This window comes from Amycolatopsis sp. NBC_01286, from assembly GCF_035982555.1.
Classification (GTDB): Bacteria; Actinomycetota; Actinomycetes; order Mycobacteriales; family Pseudonocardiaceae; genus Amycolatopsis.
In genome coordinates this window covers 1,358,507-1,376,013 of sequence record NZ_CP108428.1, presented here as the reverse complement: position 1 = coordinate 1,376,013, position 17,507 = coordinate 1,358,507, and the positions used below count along the sequence as shown (strand labels likewise).

Annotated in this window: 18 protein-coding genes; 6 read left to right on the top strand and 12 right to left on the bottom strand. The window is 71.2% G+C overall.

All coding sequences use genetic code 11. From position 1 onward, the window contains the following. Nucleotides 1-20 precede the first annotated feature (20 nt). Nucleotides 21-473 carry a gamma-glutamylcyclotransferase gene (locus tag OG570_RS06480; protein ID WP_247060826.1) on the bottom strand — a complete coding sequence of 151 codons (453 nt, stop codon included), beginning with the start codon at nucleotides 471-473 and terminating at the stop codon, nucleotides 21-23. A gap of 128 nt (nucleotides 474-601) precedes the next feature. On the opposite strand from OG570_RS06480, the gene OG570_RS06475 reads away from it, so the two are divergent. The 5 genes from OG570_RS06475 to OG570_RS06455 all read left to right on the top strand — a co-directional run bounded on the left by OG570_RS06475 (nucleotide 602) and on the right by OG570_RS06455 (nucleotide 4,994). Further along, nucleotides 602-2,005 carry an NAD(P)H-quinone dehydrogenase gene (locus tag OG570_RS06475; protein WP_326946189.1) on the top strand — a complete coding sequence of 468 codons (1,404 nt, stop codon included), beginning with the start codon at nucleotides 602-604 and terminating at the stop codon, nucleotides 2,003-2,005. A 72-nt stretch (nucleotides 2,006-2,077) separates the two neighbouring features. Continuing rightward, nucleotides 2,078-2,533, top strand: coding sequence for a hypothetical protein (locus OG570_RS06470; RefSeq protein ID WP_326955949.1), 456 nt, complete (start codon nucleotides 2,078-2,080; stop codon nucleotides 2,531-2,533). Nucleotides 2,534-2,753: 220 nt separating this feature from the next. Next, complete coding sequence (locus OG570_RS06465) at nucleotides 2,754-3,338, top strand: hypothetical protein (protein WP_326955948.1); 585 nt, start codon at nucleotides 2,754-2,756, stop codon at nucleotides 3,336-3,338. 121 nt (nucleotides 3,339-3,459) lie between these two features. Then, complete coding sequence (locus OG570_RS06460; protein ID WP_326955947.1) at nucleotides 3,460-4,110, top strand: class F sortase; 651 nt, start codon at nucleotides 3,460-3,462, stop codon at nucleotides 4,108-4,110. A gap of 80 nt (nucleotides 4,111-4,190) precedes the next feature. After that, nucleotides 4,191-4,994 carry a VOC family protein gene (locus OG570_RS06455; protein ID WP_326955946.1) on the top strand — a complete coding sequence of 268 codons (804 nt, stop codon included), beginning with the start codon at nucleotides 4,191-4,193 and terminating at the stop codon, nucleotides 4,992-4,994. Between the two features lie 47 nt (nucleotides 4,995-5,041). On the opposite strand, the gene glpK is transcribed toward OG570_RS06455, so the two are convergent. Further along, a complete protein-coding gene (gene glpK / locus OG570_RS06450; protein WP_326946194.1) occupies nucleotides 5,042-6,556 on the bottom strand; it encodes a glycerol kinase GlpK in 1,515 nt (504 codons plus the stop codon). A 31-nt stretch (nucleotides 6,557-6,587) separates the two neighbouring features. After that, nucleotides 6,588-7,340 carry an MIP/aquaporin family protein gene (locus OG570_RS06445; protein WP_247060835.1) on the bottom strand — a complete coding sequence of 251 codons (753 nt, stop codon included), beginning with the start codon at nucleotides 7,338-7,340 and terminating at the stop codon, nucleotides 6,588-6,590. 244 nt (nucleotides 7,341-7,584) lie between these two features. Between OG570_RS06445 and OG570_RS06440 the strand changes: the two genes are divergently transcribed. Next, the gene (locus tag OG570_RS06440; protein ID WP_326946195.1) at nucleotides 7,585-9,324 is read left to right on the top strand and encodes a glycerol-3-phosphate dehydrogenase/oxidase; all 1,740 of its coding nucleotides are present in this window, start codon (nucleotides 7,585-7,587) and stop codon (nucleotides 9,322-9,324) included. Nucleotides 9,325-9,578: 254 nt separating this feature from the next. Here OG570_RS06440 and OG570_RS06435 read toward each other — a convergent pair whose 3' ends face one another. From OG570_RS06435 to OG570_RS06395, 9 genes are all read right to left on the bottom strand, one after another. Then, nucleotides 9,579-10,109: a GNAT family N-acetyltransferase gene (locus tag OG570_RS06435; RefSeq protein ID WP_326955945.1), complete on the bottom strand. Its 531-nt coding sequence runs from the start codon at nucleotides 10,107-10,109 to the stop codon at nucleotides 9,579-9,581. A gap of 81 nt (nucleotides 10,110-10,190) precedes the next feature. Continuing rightward, complete coding sequence (locus OG570_RS06430; protein WP_326955944.1) at nucleotides 10,191-11,207, bottom strand: hypothetical protein; 1,017 nt, start codon at nucleotides 11,205-11,207, stop codon at nucleotides 10,191-10,193. A gap of 91 nt (nucleotides 11,208-11,298) precedes the next feature. Further along, complete coding sequence (locus tag OG570_RS06425) at nucleotides 11,299-12,321, bottom strand: hypothetical protein (RefSeq protein WP_326955943.1); 1,023 nt, start codon at nucleotides 12,319-12,321, stop codon at nucleotides 11,299-11,301. A gap of 65 nt (nucleotides 12,322-12,386) precedes the next feature. Next, nucleotides 12,387-12,998: a response regulator transcription factor gene (locus OG570_RS06420; protein WP_326955942.1), complete on the bottom strand. Its 612-nt coding sequence runs from the start codon at nucleotides 12,996-12,998 to the stop codon at nucleotides 12,387-12,389. After that, on the bottom strand, nucleotides 12,995-14,179 hold the full coding sequence (locus OG570_RS06415; protein WP_326959901.1) for a sensor histidine kinase: 1,185 nt from the start codon (nucleotides 14,177-14,179) through the stop codon (nucleotides 12,995-12,997). The genes OG570_RS06420 and OG570_RS06415 overlap by 4 nt, the downstream gene beginning before the upstream one ends. Nucleotides 14,180-14,201: 22 nt before the next feature. Further along, nucleotides 14,202-14,591, bottom strand: a complete 390-nt coding sequence (locus tag OG570_RS06410) for a DUF1707 SHOCT-like domain-containing protein (RefSeq protein ID WP_247060845.1) — start codon at nucleotides 14,589-14,591, stop codon at nucleotides 14,202-14,204. 7 nt (nucleotides 14,592-14,598) lie between these two features. Next, nucleotides 14,599-15,141, bottom strand: coding sequence for a DUF1707 SHOCT-like domain-containing protein (locus OG570_RS06405; RefSeq protein ID WP_326955941.1), 543 nt, complete (start codon nucleotides 15,139-15,141; stop codon nucleotides 14,599-14,601). A 58-nt stretch (nucleotides 15,142-15,199) separates the two neighbouring features. Then, a complete protein-coding gene (locus tag OG570_RS06400; RefSeq protein ID WP_326946201.1) occupies nucleotides 15,200-16,993 on the bottom strand; it encodes an acetyl/propionyl/methylcrotonyl-CoA carboxylase subunit alpha in 1,794 nt (597 codons plus the stop codon). Between the two features lie 106 nt (nucleotides 16,994-17,099). Then, a complete protein-coding gene (locus tag OG570_RS06395) occupies nucleotides 17,100-17,384 on the bottom strand; it encodes an SAV_915 family protein (protein WP_247060851.1) in 285 nt (94 codons plus the stop codon). Nucleotides 17,385-17,507 lie beyond the last annotated feature (123 nt).

The following is a 17,507-nucleotide window of genomic DNA, read 5'->3' as shown; positions in this document are numbered from 1 at the left end:
TTAGAGGGACGACACGGCGGCTAGCCGGTGATGCCGGAGCAGGGGCGGGTTCGGAGGTCGTCGACGTAGTCGGCGGGGGCTCCGGCTGCTTCCGCGGCGTCCGCCAGGACGCCCAGGTAGCGGGCCGAGGGCAGGCCGCCTTCGTAGGCGTCCAGGACGTAGAGCCAGGCCAGGACCGAGCCGTCCATCGTCTGGACTCTCAGGCGGATTTTGCTGTGCATCCCCAGCTCGCCGCCCTCCCAGCGGTCCAGGCCCGTCTCGTCCAGGGACGTGACGTCGTAGAGGACGACGAAGACGCGGGAACCCGCGTCTTCGACGATCGTGGCCAGGGCCCCTTCCCAGCCGAGGTCCTCGCCGCCGAAGGTCAGGCGCCACCCCTCCAGCCAGCCGGAGCCGGCCATCGGTGAGTGCGGCGCGCGCTCCAGCATCTGGGCGGGCTCCATGTTGGATCCGTAAGCGGCATACAACGGCACGCCGACAGCGTAGCGACCCACAGCTCACCCGAGTGGACGCACTCGGCGTGTTCGCCCACTTCAGTGTCCGGCCACCTTCGCCGCGTACGGTGAGACCACCGTTGTCACGCACTTCGAGGAGGACCCAGGTGACCAGGATCGTGATCATGGGCGGGGGCCCGGCCGGCTACGAAGCCGCGCTGGTCGCAGCCCAGCACGGCGCCGACGTCACGATCGTCGAGCGCGACGGCCTGGGCGGCGCCTGTGTCCTCTACGACTGCGTTCCCTCGAAGACGTTCATCGCGAGCTCGGGCGCGCTGGCGAAGATGCACGACCTCGGCGAGCTCGGCATCAACACCGACATGGCCGACACCAGCATCGACCTGCCGACCGTCCACGGCCGCGTCAAGGGCCTCGCGCTGGCGCAGTCCGCCGACATCCGCGCGCGCGTCCAGCGCGAGGGCGTCCGCGTGATCATCGGCGAAGCCCGCTTCTGCGACGAAGAGCCCGGCCTCGCCACGCACAAGGTCTCCGTCACCAAGCAGGACGGCGAGACCGAGAAGCTCCCGGCCGACGTCGTCCTGATCGCCACCGGCGCCACCCCGCGCGTGCTGCCCGGCGCGGTGCCGGACGGCGAGCGCATCCTCGACTGGCGCCAGCTCTACGAGCTCCAGGAGCTGCCCGAACACCTCGCCGTGATCGGCTCCGGCGTCACCGGCGCCGAGTTCGCGTCCGCCTACACCGAGATGGGCGTCAAGGTCACCGTCGTCTCCAGCCGCGACCGCGTGCTGCCGCACGAGGACGCCGACGCCGCCGCCGTGCTCGAGGAGGTCTTCTCGCAGCGCGGGACGACCGTCGCGAAGCAGGCGCGCGCCGACCGCGTCGAGCGCACCGAGAAGGGCGTCGAGATCCACCTCGCCGACGGCCGCGTGATCGAAGCCAGCCACGCGCTGATGACCGTCGGATCGGTCCCGAACACCGCTGACCTCGGCCTCGACAAGGTCGGCATCTCGCCCGGCCCCGGCGGGTTCATCACCGTCGACCGCGTTTCGCGCACCTCCGTTCCCGGGATCTACGCCGCCGGCGACTGCACCGGCGTGCTCATGCTCGCCTCGGTGGCGAGCATGCAGGGCCGCATCGCGATGTGGCACGCGCTGGGCGAGGGCGTCGCGCCGATCAAGCTCAAGACCGTCGCCGCCAACGTCTTCACCCACCCGGAGATCGCGACCGTCGGCATCAGCCAGCACGCGATCGACTCCGGCGAGGTGCCCGCGCGCACCATCATGCTGCCCCTGGCCACCAACGCGCGCGCGAAGATGGAGGGCCTCCGCCGAGGCTTCGTGAAGCTGTTCTGCCGCCCCGCCACCGGCGTGGTCGTCGGTGGTGTCGTCGTGGCGCCGCAGGCGAGCGAGCTCATCCTTCCCATCGCGCTCGCCGTCCAGAACCAGCTCACAGTGGACCACCTGGCACTGACATTTTCGGTGTACCCGTCGCTGTCGGGCTCGATCACCGAGGCCGGGCGCCAGTTGATGCGCCACGACGATCTCGACTGATCCACGACGCAACCCCTTCGCGCCCGTCGCGTCTTGTCGGTTGTAAGTCTGAAGGACGCGAAGGGTGCGAAGGTGCGCAAGACGTTGGTTTTTGTTGCGGCAGCGGTGATCGGGGCGACGGCGCTGGCGGCGCCGGCGACAGCGCAGAGCACCGGTCCGACCCCCGCGCCGGCGCCGAGCGCCGGCAGCGTCCAGCTCAACGTCAACACCGCGATCAACCAGTCGCTCGTGGACAAGTACGTCCGGGACGCGCCGAACGTCGCGCTGGCGAAGTGCGAAGGCGCGGCGCCGGCGTTCTCCTCGCCCGCGCTGACGTTCGCCAACTACACCCCGGGCCCGTTCATGGGCGCCGACGCGAACATCAGCGCCGACGCCACCCTGAAGCCGGGTACCGCGGCCGGGACGTACCCGCTGACCGTGACGTGCGGCGACAAGTCCTACAGCACCCAGTTCTCGGTGCCCGCCGCTCAGGTCGCGAAGGTGCCGTCCGGTGCGGCGAAAGCGGGCGACGGCAGCATGGCAGGCTGATTTCCGAACTCGAAAGACCACCTCGGAGCCACGCTCCGGGGTGGTTTTTCATGAGTTCCCCACCGTCGGTTTCGCGACCTCTTTCGTGACCTTCGGGCGCAACCGATCGCAGGTGGAGACGTCTTTTGGTGCGTAGGTGAACGGATGAGGCCGTGTAGGGGGAACTGCGAACGGCATCCGTTTCCCATTGTTTCCGAGCATAATCCACAGGGGAGAAAGAATGAAGAACACCGTTGTCGTTGCGGGCGTCGCCGCGGCTTTCCTGGTTCTCGCGCCGACCGCCGCGCTCGCGGCCGCACCGCCGGCCACGCCGTCCGCGCCGGCCACCTCGGCTTCGCCATCGCCCTCGGCGCAGCCGACCGAGCCGGAGTACCCGGATGGCCCGATGACCCGGGTCAAGAAGCAGCTGTCCCTGTCGCCGGGCAAGGGGCTGCCCGGGGCGCGGGTGAACTTCGACTTCGGCTGCTCGGCCTGGCCGGGCGAGAAGGTCGGCATCCGCTCGGCCGCGGTCGTCGCCGACAACCCCGGTCTCGGGACCGGCACCGTCGCGAACGTCAAGCCGGGCAGGTACGCCGTCACGCTGCACTGCGGCATCGAGGCCTCGACGGCGTACTTCCAGGTGCTCCCGGCCGAGGGCCCGGCTCCGAAGCAGGTCGCCAAGGTGCCCGCGGGCGCCCCGCAGACCGGCGGCACGGACGGCCCAGCGGACGGTTCCGGCGCACCCCTCGCGGCCGCGGCCGCCATGGGAGTGCTCGCGGTCGGAGGCAGCGGTCTCGTGGTGGCCCGACGGGCACGACGCCGCTGACGCTCCAGGGCCGCTCCGGAACGGGGGTTCCGGGGCGGCCCGCCCGCGGAGGTACCGTCGGGACCCAACCGAACGGGCCACCCGGACGTGTGAACCGCAGGCGCCAGTCACGGGGGAGACCATGACCACGAGGATCAAGAACAGACGGGGCTACCTGATCGCGCTCGTCGTCGCGCTGCTGGCCGCGCTGGCGGTGCTGGCGCTGACGCTGGGCAGCGGGTCCGAGCCGTCCACGGCCCAGCCACCGCCGTCGGCCCAGCCGGTCGTGGTGCAGCCGCAGCCCACGAGCGCCGCGCAGGACGCCGTCGCGGCGCTGCCCAAGTCCGAGCCCGTCTCGATCGACATCCCGAAGATCGGCGCGCACTCGTCGCTGGTCCCGCTCGGCCTCAACCCGGACGACACCATCCAGGTCCCGCCGGTGACGACGCCGTTGCAGGCGGGTTGGTACACCTACGCGCCGACGCCCGGCGAGGTCGGCCCGGCCGTCGTCCTCGGGCACGTCGACGGCAACCACCAGAAGGGGATTTTCTTCCACCTCAAGGAACTGGCCAGCGGCGACCGGGTTTCGGTCGCCCGCAAGGACGGCTCGACGGCGCTCTTCGAGGTGACGAAAGTGCACCAGGTACCCAAAAAGGACTTCGAAGCCGAAGGCGTGTACGACGACACGGCCGGCCCCGAGCTGCGGTTGATCACCTGCGGCGGCGTCTTCGACCGGAGCGCGCACAACTACGTGGACAACATCGTCGTCTACGCACGCCTGGTCCAGAGCTGATTTTCCGTTTTTGTCGGACCCCGGTGCCACACTGTGTCGGCCGTCACCCGAGGCGGCGCGAACGAGGGTAGGGAGCCGACATGTTGTTCCACGACGAGCCATGGCCCGACGGGACACCCAGCTGGGTGGACCTGATGGTGCCCGACCAGGCGAAGGCGGTCGCCTTCTACGGCGGCCTGCTGGGCTGGGACGTGCAGGCGGGCGGTGAAGAGACCGGTTTCTACGGCATGGCGATGCTGCAGGGGCGTCCGGTCGCCGGGATCGGCCAGACGCCGGCGGGCCAGGAGATGCCCGCGGTGTGGACGACCTACCTGTCGGTGTCCGATGTGGACAAGGCGGCCGCGGCGATCACCGAGGCCGGCGGCCGGATCGTGGTGCCGGTGATGGACGTGATGAAGGAAGGCCGGATGGCCGTCGCGACCGACCCGGGCGGCGCGGCGTTCGGCCTCTGGGAGCCCGGCGACCACACGGGGACGCAGGTGACGGCGGCACCGGGCACGTCGGCCTGGAACGAGTGCATGAGCCGGGACTACCCGGCGGCCAAGGCGTTCTACGAGAAGGTCTTCGGCTACGGCGTCGACGACATCTCGGGCGGCGGCTTCACATACTCGGTGCTGCTGCTCGGCGGCCGTCCGATCGGCGGCATCGGCGGGATGCCCACCGACGTGCCGTCGGAGGTGCCGTCGAACTGGTCGGTGTACTTCTGGGTCGCGGATGCCGACGCGAGCGCGGCCAAGGCGGTCGAGCTCGGCGGCCGGGCCGTGGGCGAGCCGTTCGACTCACCACACGGCCGGCAGGTTCGGCTGGTCGACGACCAGGGCGTGCCGTTCCTGGTCATCGCGCCCAACGAGCAATCCGGCAAACCGGAGGGCTGGGACGACTGAGCGGGCGGGCCGAGGGCACCTTCGGCGCGTGCCCCCGGCCCTGACGGTCAGTCTTCGGCGTCGACCCAGTCGAAGGTCTTGGTAACGGCCTTCTTCCAGTTGCGGTACTCGGATTCGCGGCGGGCGTCGTCCATCGACGGGTCCCACTGCTTGTCCTGGGCCCAGTTGGTGCGGATGTCGTCTTCGGACTTCCAGAACCCGACCGCCAGCCCGGCGGCGTAGGCGGCGCCCAGCGCGGTGGTCTCGTTGACCACCGGGCGGATCACCGGCACGCCGAGGATGTCGGCCTGGAACTGCATGAGCAGTTCGTTGACGACCATGCCGCCGTCCACCTTGAGCGACTTCAGCGGGACACCGGAGTCGGCGTTCATCGCGTCGATCACCTCGCGCGACTGGAAGGCGGTCGCCTCCAGCACCGCGCGGGCCAGGTGTCCCTTGTTGACGAACCGGGTGAGCCCGACGATCGCACCGCGAGCGTCGGATCGCCAGTAAGGAGCGAACAGACCCGAGAACGCCGGGACGAAGTACGCGCCGCCGTTGTCCTCGACGCTGCGCGCGTGCTCTTCGATCTCGGCCGCGGTCCCGATCATGCCGAGGTTGTCGCGCAGCCACTGCACCAGCGAACCGGTGACGGCGATGGAGCCTTCCAGCGCGTAGATCGTGTCGTTCGAGCCGATCTTGTAGCAGACCGTGGTGAGCAGCCCGTTCTGCGACATCACCTTTTCGGTACCGGTGTTGAGCAGCATGAAGTTGCCGGTGCCGTAGGTGTTCTTGGCTTCGCCGGGCGAGAGGCAGGCCTGGCCGAACGTCGCGGCCTGCTGGTCGCCCAGGATGCCCGCGATCGGCACGCCGGCCAGCGCGCCCTTCTCGCGGACCTTGCCGTACTCCTCGGACGAGGAGCGGATCTCCGGCAGCATGGACAGCGGGATCGTCATTTCGGCGGCGATCTCGGGGTCCCACTGGAGCGTGTCGAGGTCCATCAGCATGGTGCGGGAGGCGTTGGTCGGGTCGGTGACGTGCACGCCGCCGTCCGGTCCGCCGGTCATGTTCCACAGCACCCAGGTGTCCATGTTGCCGAACACCAGGTCGCCGGCCTCGGCCTTCTCGCGCGCGCCTTCGACGTTGTCGAGGATCCACTTGATCTTCGGCCCGGAGAAGTACGTCGCGAGGGGGAGGCCGACCTTCTCGCGGTAGCGCTCCTGGCCGCCGCCGAGGTTGCCGAGCTCGGTGACGATCCGGTCGGTGCGGGTGTCCTGCCAGACGATCGCGTTGTACACCGGCTTGCCGGTGGACTTGTCCCAGACCAGCGCGGTCTCGCGCTGGTTGGTGATGCCGACGGCGACGATGTCGCGGGCGTGGAGGTCGGCTTTGGCGAGCGCGCCCGCGGCGACCTGGCGGGTGTTCTCCCAGATCTCCTCGGCGTTGTGCTCGACCCACCCGGCCTTGGGGAAGATCTGCTCGTGCTCGCGCTGGTCGACCGAGACCACGCGGCCTTCGTGGTTGAAGATCATGCACCGCGTCGAGGTGGTGCCCTGGTCGATCGCGGCTACGTACGAAGTCATCTGTGCTCCAGGAATTCCGTGGGGGAGGCGATCAGGTCAGGTTGTGCACGAGGAGGTAGACGAGCGCGGCGAGAGCGCCACCGATGAGCGGGCCGACGACCGGGATCCACGAGTAGCCCCAGTTGGCGTTCGCCTTGTTCCGGATCGGCATCAGGAACGCGTACGCGATGCGCGGGCCGAGGTCACGAGCCGGGTTGATGGCGTAGCCCGTCGGCCCGCCGAGCGAGGTACCGATCACGAGGACCACGAACGAGACGCCCGCGTAGCCGAGCGCCGAGTTGCCGAAGTTCGGCGTGCCGCCGTCCCCGGTGGTGGCGAAGGTCGGGCTGAGCAGGATCCAGGCCACCAGGACGAAGGTGCCGATGATCTCGGTGACGAGGTTCCAGACCCGGTTCGGGATCTGCGGTGCCGTGGAGAAGATGCCGAGCGTGTTCTCCGGCTCGGGGTGGTCGTCGAACTGGAGCTTGTAGGTCGCCCAGCACAGCAGGGCGCCGATGATGGCGCCGGCCATCTGCCCGATGAAGTAGAAGGGCACGTCGGCCCACTTGGTCTTGTCCGCGATGGCGAGCCCGAGGGTCACCGCGGGGTTCAGGTGCGCGCCACTCGGCGCGGCGATGCTGGCACCGGTGAAGACGGCGAACGCCCAGCCGAAGTTGATGAACAGGATTCCGCCGTTGTTGCCGTTGGTCTTGCGCAGCACGTGGTTCGCGACCACACCGTTGCCGAGCAGGATCAGCGCCGCTGTTCCCAGTAGTTCCCAGACGATTATTGCTCCAGCACTCACCGCTGTACCTCCACACTGGCCACACTGGACACTCTGCGCAAGGTCGATCACGGCGTGCCACGGCACCGTTGCCGACCCACGTCCGGGCGACGTTACCCGGGCGTATAAGCCTGGTCCAAGGACCGGCTAGCGCAATCTTTTCAAGATCGCGGAGGGTTACGCCACATGTGTCCTCCGCGAACGGGCGGAGGATCACCAGGTCGTGCAATGCTGGAAGCCTCGCCGGCTCGAGGAGGACTGTCACGTGGCAAGCGCGCAGCACGCAGCGGAGACGAACCCGGCTCGACTGGGCCCGCGCAAGCGGGAGGAGACCTGGCAGCGGCTGGGCAAGGAGACCTTCGACGTCGTCGTGATCGGCGGCGGCGTGGTCGGTGCGGGCACGGCGCTGGACGCCGCCACCCGCGGGCTGCGGGTCGCGCTCGTCGAGGCGCGGGATCTCGCGTCGGGCACGTCGAGCCGGTCGAGCAAGCTCTTCCATGGCGGCCTGCGTTACCTGGAACAGCTCGAATTCGGGCTGGTCCGGGAAGCGCTTCGCGAGCGTGAGCTGATGCTGACGACGATTGCACCCCATCTGGTGAAGCCGGTCAGTTTCCTCTACCCGCTGACGCACCGCGTCTGGGAGCGGCCGTACACCGCCGCCGGCCTGCTGATGTACGACACGATGGGCGGCTCCAAGAGCGTCCCGGGGCAGAAGCACCTGACCCGCGCGGGCGCGCTGCGGATGGTGCCGGCGCTCAAGCGGTCCGCGCTGATCGGCGGGATCCGCTACTACGACGCGCAGTCCGACGACGCCCGCCACACCATGACGGTGGCGCGGACCGCGGCGCACTACGGCGCGATCGTGCGGACGTCGACCCAGGTGGTCGGGTTCCTGCGCGAAGCCGACCGGGTGTCCGGCGTGCGCGTGCGCGACGTCGAAGACGGGCGCGAGACGGAGATCTCGGCGGCCGTCGTGATCAACTGCACCGGCGTCTGGACCGACGAGCTGCAACGCCTTTCGGGCGGCCGCGGGCGGTTCCGGGTGCGGGCGAGCAAGGGCGTGCACATCGTCGTCCCGCGCGACCGGATCGTGTCGGAGTCGGGGATGATCCTGCGCACCGAGAAGTCGGTGCTGTTCGTCATTCCGTGGCGCAATCACTGGATCGTGGGCACCACGGACACGGACTGGAACCTCGACCTCGCGCACCCGGCGGCGACCAAGCACGACATCGACTACCTGCTGGAGCACGTCAACAGCGTCCTGGCGACGCCGTTGACGCACGACGACATCGAAGGCGTGTACGCCGGCCTTCGCCCGCTGCTGGCGGGGGAGAGCGAAGAGACTTCGAAGCTGTCGCGCGAGCACGCGGTGGCGCGGGTGGCGCCGGGCCTGGTCGCGATCGCGGGCGGCAAGTACACGACCTACCGGGTGATGGCGGCGGACGCCGTCGACGCGGCGGCGGTCGACCTGCCGGGCCGCTCGCAGCCGTCGATCACGGACAAGGTCCCGCTGATCGGCGCGGACGGTTACCACGCGCTGGTCAACCAGGCCGACCACCTGGCCGCGGAGCACGGCCTGCACCCCTATCGGGTGAGGCACCTGCTGGACCGCTACGGCTCGCTGGTGCACGAGGTGCTGGCGCTCGCGGAGGGCCGCCCGGAGCTGCTCAAGCCGATCGAGCACGCGCCGGACTACCTGGGCGTCGAGGTGGTGTACGCGGCCGCGCACGAGGGCGCGCTGCACCTCGAGGACGTCCTGGCCCGCCGCACGCGCATCTCGATCGAGTACGCCCACCGCGGCGCCGACTGCGCGGAACAGGTCGCGGACCTGGTGGGCGAAGTCCTCGGCTGGTCACCCGAAACGGTGAAGCGCGAGGTGGAGGTCTACCGCGCAAGGGTCGAGGCGGAACGCGAGTCCCAGTCCCAGCCGAGCGACGAGGCGGCGGACGCGCTGCGGATCGCGGCCCCGGAGGCCCGCTCGGGCATCGTGGCGCCGGTCAGCTGATCGCGGGCTTTCCGTGGTCGAACCGCCTGCGGCCTGGCTGCCAGGCGGTTCGCCACGGCAGGCCGTCAGGCGGCTTGCCGTGGCGTTTGTCCACAGGCTCCCCGCCTTGTGGGCAACTCGGGCGCCGGCGCCCTTTTGGGCGGGTTTCGTCCGAGGGCGCCGATAGACTGGCCTAGGGGCCGCCCCCCAGGGAAGGGTGGGGGGAGTTTCGGCCGGCGGCGTCGATGGCAGGCGACATTGGATGGCCGGTGCTGCTAGGACGTGCGGTGCCAGCGGATCAGGCGCTCGCCTGTGGGGGCCGGGTGGTCTTCGGGGCCCAGCAAGGTGAATCCGCAGCGCTCCGCGACTACTGCCGACGCCGTGTTGCTCTCCTCGTAGCGGTAGCTGACCTCCGTCAGCCCCAAGCCGCCGAAACCGAAGCGCAGGGCCGCGTTCAACGCCGTTGTCGCTATGCCCTTGCCGCGTTCGGCGGGGTGGATCCAGATCGTCGCCTCCGCGTACTCGGCGTCCAGGCTCAGCTCGCGCAGGCCCACCTCGCCCAGTAGCCGTCCTGACGTCGGCTCGGCGATCGCCCACGAGCAGCGCTCGTCGCCCGCCCATTGGGCCGCTCGGAGGGTCACGTACTCCGTGGCCTCGTCCAGGGTGCGCAGGCGGTAGTTCAGGACGTACTTGCGGTGCGTCGGGTCGGCGAACGCCTCCATCAGCACCGCGCGGTCGTCGATGTGCCGGTCGGCGCGCAGCTGGCGCAGGTAGTACGTGCCCGCGTTGATCTCCACCGGTTCCACTCCGCCCAGCCTAGCCAGGCCGGCGGCACACCGCCCCCGGCCTGGCGATCAAGACGCGGTCAAGGCAAGAAGACTGCCCGGTTACGCAGGCAGCAGGCGCCAGATCACCGGCACCCCGCCCGCGTCCCGCGATCCGTTCGTGGCGAACCCGGCCAGCGAGCCGTCGTCGGCCGCGACGCGGGTTTCGAACACGGCGTAGCCGCTCGGGCCCCGGACGACGCCCGGGGTCGTGCCGCGCCACACCGCGCCGTTCCCGACGATCACCGGGCCCGACGGGTTGGGCACCAGCCCCGCCGTCAAGCCCCCGGAGTTGACGCTCAAGGCCATGCCGCCGCCTTCCAGCCCGACGGTCGTGTCCGGCGTGGTCCAGCGGGCCGCTTGCTCGCCGCCCCAGTTCCGGACGCCGACGACCACGCCCTTGCGGATCGCGAGGGCGGTCGCCTGGGAGGACGGGCTCGGCGACAGCCGCCGGAAGACGCCGTCCTTCCACAGGCCCGAGCCGGTGCCCGAGTTCACCAGGATCGTGCCGTCGTCGTCCAGGTCACGCGCGGACGAGACGTCCGCCGACTGCGGGATGATCATCGGCGCGCTCCCGCCGGCCCGCCACAGGACGACGGCGCCGGGCCCGTTGTCGGCCTGGTAGGCCTGGCCCAGCAGGTCGCCGTTCGTGTTGATCGCGAGGCCGAACACGTAGTCGTAGCCCGCCGGGACGTCCTTGAGGTGGAACCCGGTCGCGTCCAGCACGAACGCCCGGCTGATCATCGTCTGGTAGTCGTGCGCGGTGCCCGCCACCTGCCCGGACGGGTTCTCGTCGTTGGCGTCCGCCCGCTCGTACCCGCTCGGCAGGCCGCGCACCACGGGCTGCCCGCCGCGCCAGCTGACGACCTGCGTCACGTCGTTCACCCGGAACGTCCCGGTGTACTCGCCCTTCCCGTCCGAACCGGTCAGGAACCCGCCGCTGCTGCCCGGCGGCAGCGGCAGGACCGTCGGCTGCCACGGGAGGCGGCTCGTCACGGCTTCGGCGGGCTGCGCCAGCGCCGCCACGGTGAGCGTGGCGACGACGGGCGCCACGGCCCGCACCCAGAACTTGCTCTTCATCGGCTTTCTCCCTTTCCCCCGACCTGCAAGATCACCACGTCGCAGGCCGGGGTCCGGTTGCCCGGCGAAAGGAGCAATCCGCCGAAACGGGTCAGTGCGAGGAATACCGCCACACCGCCGGCCGGCCGGTGTTCGTCGTCGGCTCGCTGTTGGCCACGGTGCCCGCGACGACGTCGTCGTCGCCGACGACCTCCGCCCACGCCGCCGCGAAGCCCGGGGCCGGCGGCAGCGTGCCGTACGGCTGCGTGCCCAGCCAGACCCGCAGCGGGCTGAACCGGCCCGTCGAGACGTCGCCGTAGCCGACGACCAGGCCGGTCCGGTTGACGCCGAACGCCGCGCCCGAGCCGGGCAGCACCACCGGGTCGGCCGGGGTGCGCCACTGGACGCCGCCCGGGGTCTGGTCCGCGGTGGCGAAGTTGCCCACCACCTGGCCGGTCCGGACGGCGGCCGCGTGCACGGAGCCGGCGCCCGGTGGGGCCGTCAGCCGGGTGAACGTGCCGTCCTTCCAGAGCACGGCGCCCGGGAACGAGTCGGCCAGCACGCTCCCGTCGTCGTCGACGTCGGTCGCCGACAGGTACGGGCCCCCGGTGATCACCACCGGGTGCTCCCGGTCTTCCGCGCGCCAGAGCAGCACCTCCGGGTCTTCGGCGGACCACCCGGACGCGGTGGCGACGACGTCACCCCGTTCGTTGATGGCCGCCGCCGACACGTACGGCCGGTCGGCGGGCCGCGGCAGCAGCCGGTACTTCCCGGCCTCCAGCAGGAACACCTGCCGCTGGAACGAGGCGTCGGCGACGTCGCCGAGCACGGTCCCCGCGGAGTTCTCGTCCGCGACCGCGGGCGACTGGAGCCCGGCCGGCAGCGGGTGGACCGTCGCCTGCGTGCCCGACCACGTCACGACCTGGGATGCCCCGTCCAGCACCAGGTTCCCGGCGAAACCGCCGTGGCTGTCGGTGCCGCGCACCCAGCCCGTCGCGCCCGGGTACCCGGCAGGCGACGGCAGCAGCTCCACCCGCCAGGTGCCGAGCGAGGCCTCCGCGGACTGGGTGAGCGTGGTGGTGAGCAAGGCCGCGGCCGCCAGCACGGCGACACGCCTCGCGAATCCGAAAGTCATCCGATTCCCTCCCCGGGTTCGATGTGACCGACACGCGTCAGCACCGCGACGGGTTTAGGGCGGGTTCAGAGCAGGCCGCGGCGGTAGGCCTCGCCGACCGCCGCCGCGCGGTCCTTCACCCCGAGCTTGGCGTACGCGTTCAGCAGGTGGGTCTTCACGCTCGCCTCGCTGACGAACAGCTGCCGCGCCGCCGCGCGGTTCGTCGCCCCGGCCGCCACCAGGCGCAGAACCTCCAGCTCACGGCGGGTCAGCGGGCCGGCCTCGCGAAAACCGCCCAGCACCCGGCTCGCGACGCTCGGCGCCAGCACCGGCTCACCGCGGGCCGCCGCGCGGACGGCGTTCAGCAGGTCCGCGACCGGGGCGTCCTTCAGCAGGTAGCCCGTCGCGCCGGCCTCGATCGCCGGGAGGACGTCGGTCTCCGCGTCGTACGTCGTCAGCACCAGGACGCGCACCGCGGGATGGGAGACGGCGAGCCGGCGGATCGCGCCGACGCCGTCCAGTTCCGGCATGCGCAGGTCCATCAGCACGACGTCGGGGTGGTGCCGGGCCACGAGGGCCAGCGCCTCCACCCCGGACGCCGCTTCGCCGACGACCTCGATGTCGGCCTCGCCGGTGAACGCGCCGCGGAGGCCGTCGCGGACGACCGGGTGGTCGTCGGTGACGACGACCCGGATCACGACGCCGCAGGCAGCGCCGGGACCTGGGCGTTGACCGCCGTGCCGCCGCCCGGGGTGCTCTCGACCGACAACGTCCCCGCCACCCGCTGGACGCGGTGACGCATCGCCGCCAGCCCGAAGCCGGTGCCGTCGCCGCGGTCACCAGGGCTGAACCCGACGCCGTCGTCGACGACGTCCAGCAGCACGACGTCGTCCGAATAGGACAGTGTCAGCCCGATCCGGGACGCCTTCGCGTGCTTCTCCGCGTTGGCCAGCGCTTCCTGCGCGACGCGGTAGAGCGTGACCTCCACTTCGGGCAGCAGCGGCCGGACGTCGCCGGTGGTTTCGGTGCGCACGGCCACCCCGGACGTCCCGGCGACGCGGCCCGCCAGGTCGGAAAGCGCTTCCGGCAGCCGGGACTCGGCCAGCGGTTCGGGGCGCAGCGCTTGCACCGCGCGACGCGCTTCGCTGAGGCTGTCGCGCGCCAAGGTGCGCACCTGGGCCAGCCGGCGGTCGCGGCCCGGGCCGTCCTCGCGGTCGGCGGCCTGCAGCTGCGTGACGATCCCGGTCAGGCCCTGGGCCAGCGTGTCGTGGATCTCGCGGGCCATCCGCTGCCGCTCGTCGAGCACGCCGGCCTCGCGCGCCCGGGTCAGCAGCTGCGCGTGCAGGCCCGCGTTCTCCGCCAGCGCCGCTTCCAGCCGGGTGTTCGTCTTGCGCCGCTTCTCGCTCTCCGCGCCGACGAACCAGGCCGCGTACAGCAGCGGCCCGACGACCGAGGCGACCAGCACCCACGTCGGGCTCCGCGGGTCCGACCCGTTGACGAGCATCGGCAGCACGGCGGTCGCCGCCACCGCGAAGAACCCCCAGCGGGCCGGGAACAGCACGAACGCGAGCGGGTAGCCGAACGACGCGAACCCGGTGAACAGGTCGTTGCGCGCCACCAGCACGAGCGCGCCCGCGAGGACACCGGCGTAGTAGCCGGCGGCCAGCCACGGGTGCGCCTTCCGGCGCGGGAACAGCGGGATCAGCAGCGGCAGCCACAGCGCGGTGACCACGACGACGACCAGCGTGGTGCCCCAGTGCGCGTCGCGGCCGGCCGCCCAGAACGAGCACGCGACGAGGCCGGCCAAGCCGACGAAGGTGAAGATCGGCCCGGCCAGCCGCTCACCCCGGGCGTCCAGCGCGCCCGGAACCACGCCCATCACGGGGCCGATTCTCGCAGGTTCAGCGCCGGCGGCGGAGCCCCGCGAGCATCGCGATCACCAGTGGCAGCGCGATCGAGATGATCAGCAGCCGCCCGCGGCTGAGGATGAGCACCGCGATCGCGACGACGATGGCGATCGGCACCGCGCTCGCGTTCAGGAAACGCGTCACGGTGCTTTCCCCGGTCACCACCGGGACCCCGGGCGCGGCGGCGCCACCCACCAGGGCACTGGGCCGGGGTGAGGGCAGGTCGTCGAACAGCGGGATGAGCTCGCTGACCCGCTTGGCCGCGGCGACCTGCGCGGAGCGGGTGCCGTACTCGTCGATGTCGAGGCGTCCGGTGCGGACGTGCTCTTCGAGGACGTCGAGGGCGTCCTGACGCTCGGCGTCGCTCAGGCGGATGTCGCTCACGGCGGCGTCAGCGGCCCAGTTCGCGCCGGCGGTCGCGGTAGGAGTCGCGCACCTCGCGCCGGCGTTCCCGGTCGTGCAGGTGCCGCTCGTGGTGGTCTTGGTCGTGGTTCCAGCCGTGGCCCCACATCGACTTGCCGACCACGGTCAGCCCGATCGGGACGAAGATGATCGGCCAGGCCAGCGTGCCGGTGGCGATCAGCGCGATCGCCGCGATGAAGGCCAGCGGCACGATCGCGGCGAGGAACCGCTGCGCCGGCGCCCAGTTCTCGGGCGAGCCGGACCGCTGCGGCGCGGGCACGGCCTGCTTGTCCGGCTCGGGCGCGGCGACGGCGGCCTGCGGCGTTTCGTCGTAGTGGGGGTGGGGCGAGGGCAGATCCGCGAAGAGCTCGGTGAGCTCGCCGCGCGTCTTGGCCGCGGTGATGCGGGCCGAGCGCTCGCCGTACTCGTCGATGTCGATCCGCCCCGCGGTCATGTGCTCACCGAGCGCGGTCAACGCGGACTCGCGGTTCTGGTCGCTGATCCGCAGCTGCGGAGACGGGACTTCGGTCACCTTGCCGATGGTAGGCCGCCTCGGGGGCGGCCCACCACGACATCTGTAACGAACTGCTCTACTTGATCTCGAGAAGCTGCGTGCCCTGCGTCACGGCGGCGCCGACTTCGACCGAAAGACCGGTGACGGTGCCCGCTTTGTGCGCGGTGACCGGGTTCTCCATCTTCATCGCCTCGAGGACGACGATCAGCTCGCCGGCCTCGACCGACTGGCCCTCTTCGACGGCGACCTTGACGATGGTGCCCTGCATCGGCGCGGTGACGGCGTCACCGCTCACCGCCGCCTTGCCGCCGCCGGCGCGCTTGCGCGGCTTCGCCTTGACGGCCGTACCGCCGCCACCGCCGCCTTCGAGCGCGAACCCGCCGGGCAGCGACACCTCGAGGCGGCGCCCGCCGACCTCGACGACGACGTTGTGCCGGGGCTCCTCTTCGGGCGCCTCGACGTCCGGCGCCACGAACGGCTCGATCCGGTTGTCGAACTCCGTCTCGATCCAGCGCGTGTGCACGCTGAAGCCGTTTTCGTCGCCGATGAACGCCGGGTCGTCGACGATCACGCGGTCGAACGGCAGCACCGTGGCCATGCCCTCGACGACCATCTCGGCCAGGGCGCGGCGGCTGCGTTCGAGGGCGTTGTTGCGGTCCGAGCCGGTGACGATCAGCTTCGCCAGCATCGAGTCGAACTGGCCGCCGATCACGCTGCCGGACTCGACACCGGAGTCGACGCGGACGCCGGGGCCGCTCGGCGCGAGGAACTTCGTGACCGTGCCCGGCGCGGGCAGGAAGCCGCGGCCGGCGTCCTCGCCGTTGATGCGGAACTCGATCGAGTGACCGCGTGGCTCGGGGTCCTCGGTGATCCGGAGCTTCTCGCCGCGCGCGATGCGGAACATCTCGCGGACCAGGTCGAGGCCGGTGGTCTCCTCGGAGACCGGGTGCTCGACCTGCAGCCGGGTGTTGACCTCGAGGAAGGAGATGGTGCCGTCGGTGGCGACGAGGTACTCGACCGTGCCGGCGCCGTAGTAGCCGGCTTCCTTGCAGATCGCCTTCGCCGACTCGTGGATCCGGGCGCGCTGGTCGTCGGACAGGAAGGGCGCGGGCGCCTCTTCGACGAGCTTCTGGTGCCGCCGCTGCAGCGAGCAGTCGCGGGTGCCGACGACGATCGCGTTGCCGTGCTGATCGGCCAGCACCTGCGCCTCGACGTGACGCGGCTTGTCCAGGTAGCGCTCGACGAAGCACTCGCCGCGGCCGAACGCCGCGACGGCCTCGCGGGTGGCCGACTCGAACAGCTCCGGGATCTCTTCGCGGGTGCGCGCGACCTTGAGGCCGCGGCCACCACCGCCGAACGCGGCCTTGATGGCCACCGGCAGGCCGTGCTCGTCGGCGAACGCGACGATCTCGCTCGCGTCCTTCGCCGGCTCCTTGGTGCCCGGCACCAGCGGCGCGCCCGCGCGTGTGGCGATGTGCCGCGCGGTGACCTTGTCGCCGAGGTCGCGGATGGCCTGCGGGCTCGGCCCGATCCAGGTCAGCCCGGCGTCGATGACCGCCTGGGCGAAGTCCGCGTTCTCGGAGAGGAAGCCGTAGCCCGGGTGCACGGAGTCGGCGCCGGCGTGCTTCGCGGCCTCGAGCAGCTTGTCGACGGACAGGTAGCTCTCGGCGGCCGTGGTGCCGCCCAGCGCGAAGGCCTCGTCGGCCAGGCGCACGTGCGGTGCGTCGCGGTCCGGATCGGCGTACACCGCGACACTGGCGAGGCCAGCGTCCCTGGCGGCTCTGATCACGCGTACCGCGATCTCGCCCCGGTTGGCGACCAGGATCTTGGTCACCGGACCACCGGTGGATTCGCCGACCTGCTCGGCCACCCCGCACCTCCTGCGTCCCGACAGCTGCATTGCTGACCGCTCACGCGGTACGGGGGAGTCTACGGACAGGACGGCACGAGTCTCCGGAGTGAGAGCTGAACCACGCTCAGACGAGCGTCGGGCTGTGGCGCAGGTCGTCCGGCAGCGGCGAGTCGAGCACGATCACGTCGTACGGGTTCGCGGCGTGCACCTTCGGCAGGTGCTCGGTGCTGACCAGCACCCACGGCTGGTGCTCGCCGCAGCAGTCGATCAGCCGGTCCAGCGCGGTGAAGGCGACCAGCGCCGTCCGGCCGTCCGGCGTGCGGCGCAGCTCGATCGACGCGCCCTGGGCTTCGCGGCTGGCGGGGCCGGTGGGGAGGTACAGCGCGGGGGGAAGGCTGGGGTTCGTCACCCGGACAACATAACCGGACACTCTCCGCTGTTCGTGCCCCCTTCGGGGCGTCCCCCTTTCGTGGGGTCGCGGTGAGGTGGTGCACCCCCGGGGGATTTCAGCCACACCCGCCGGGGCGCTGCC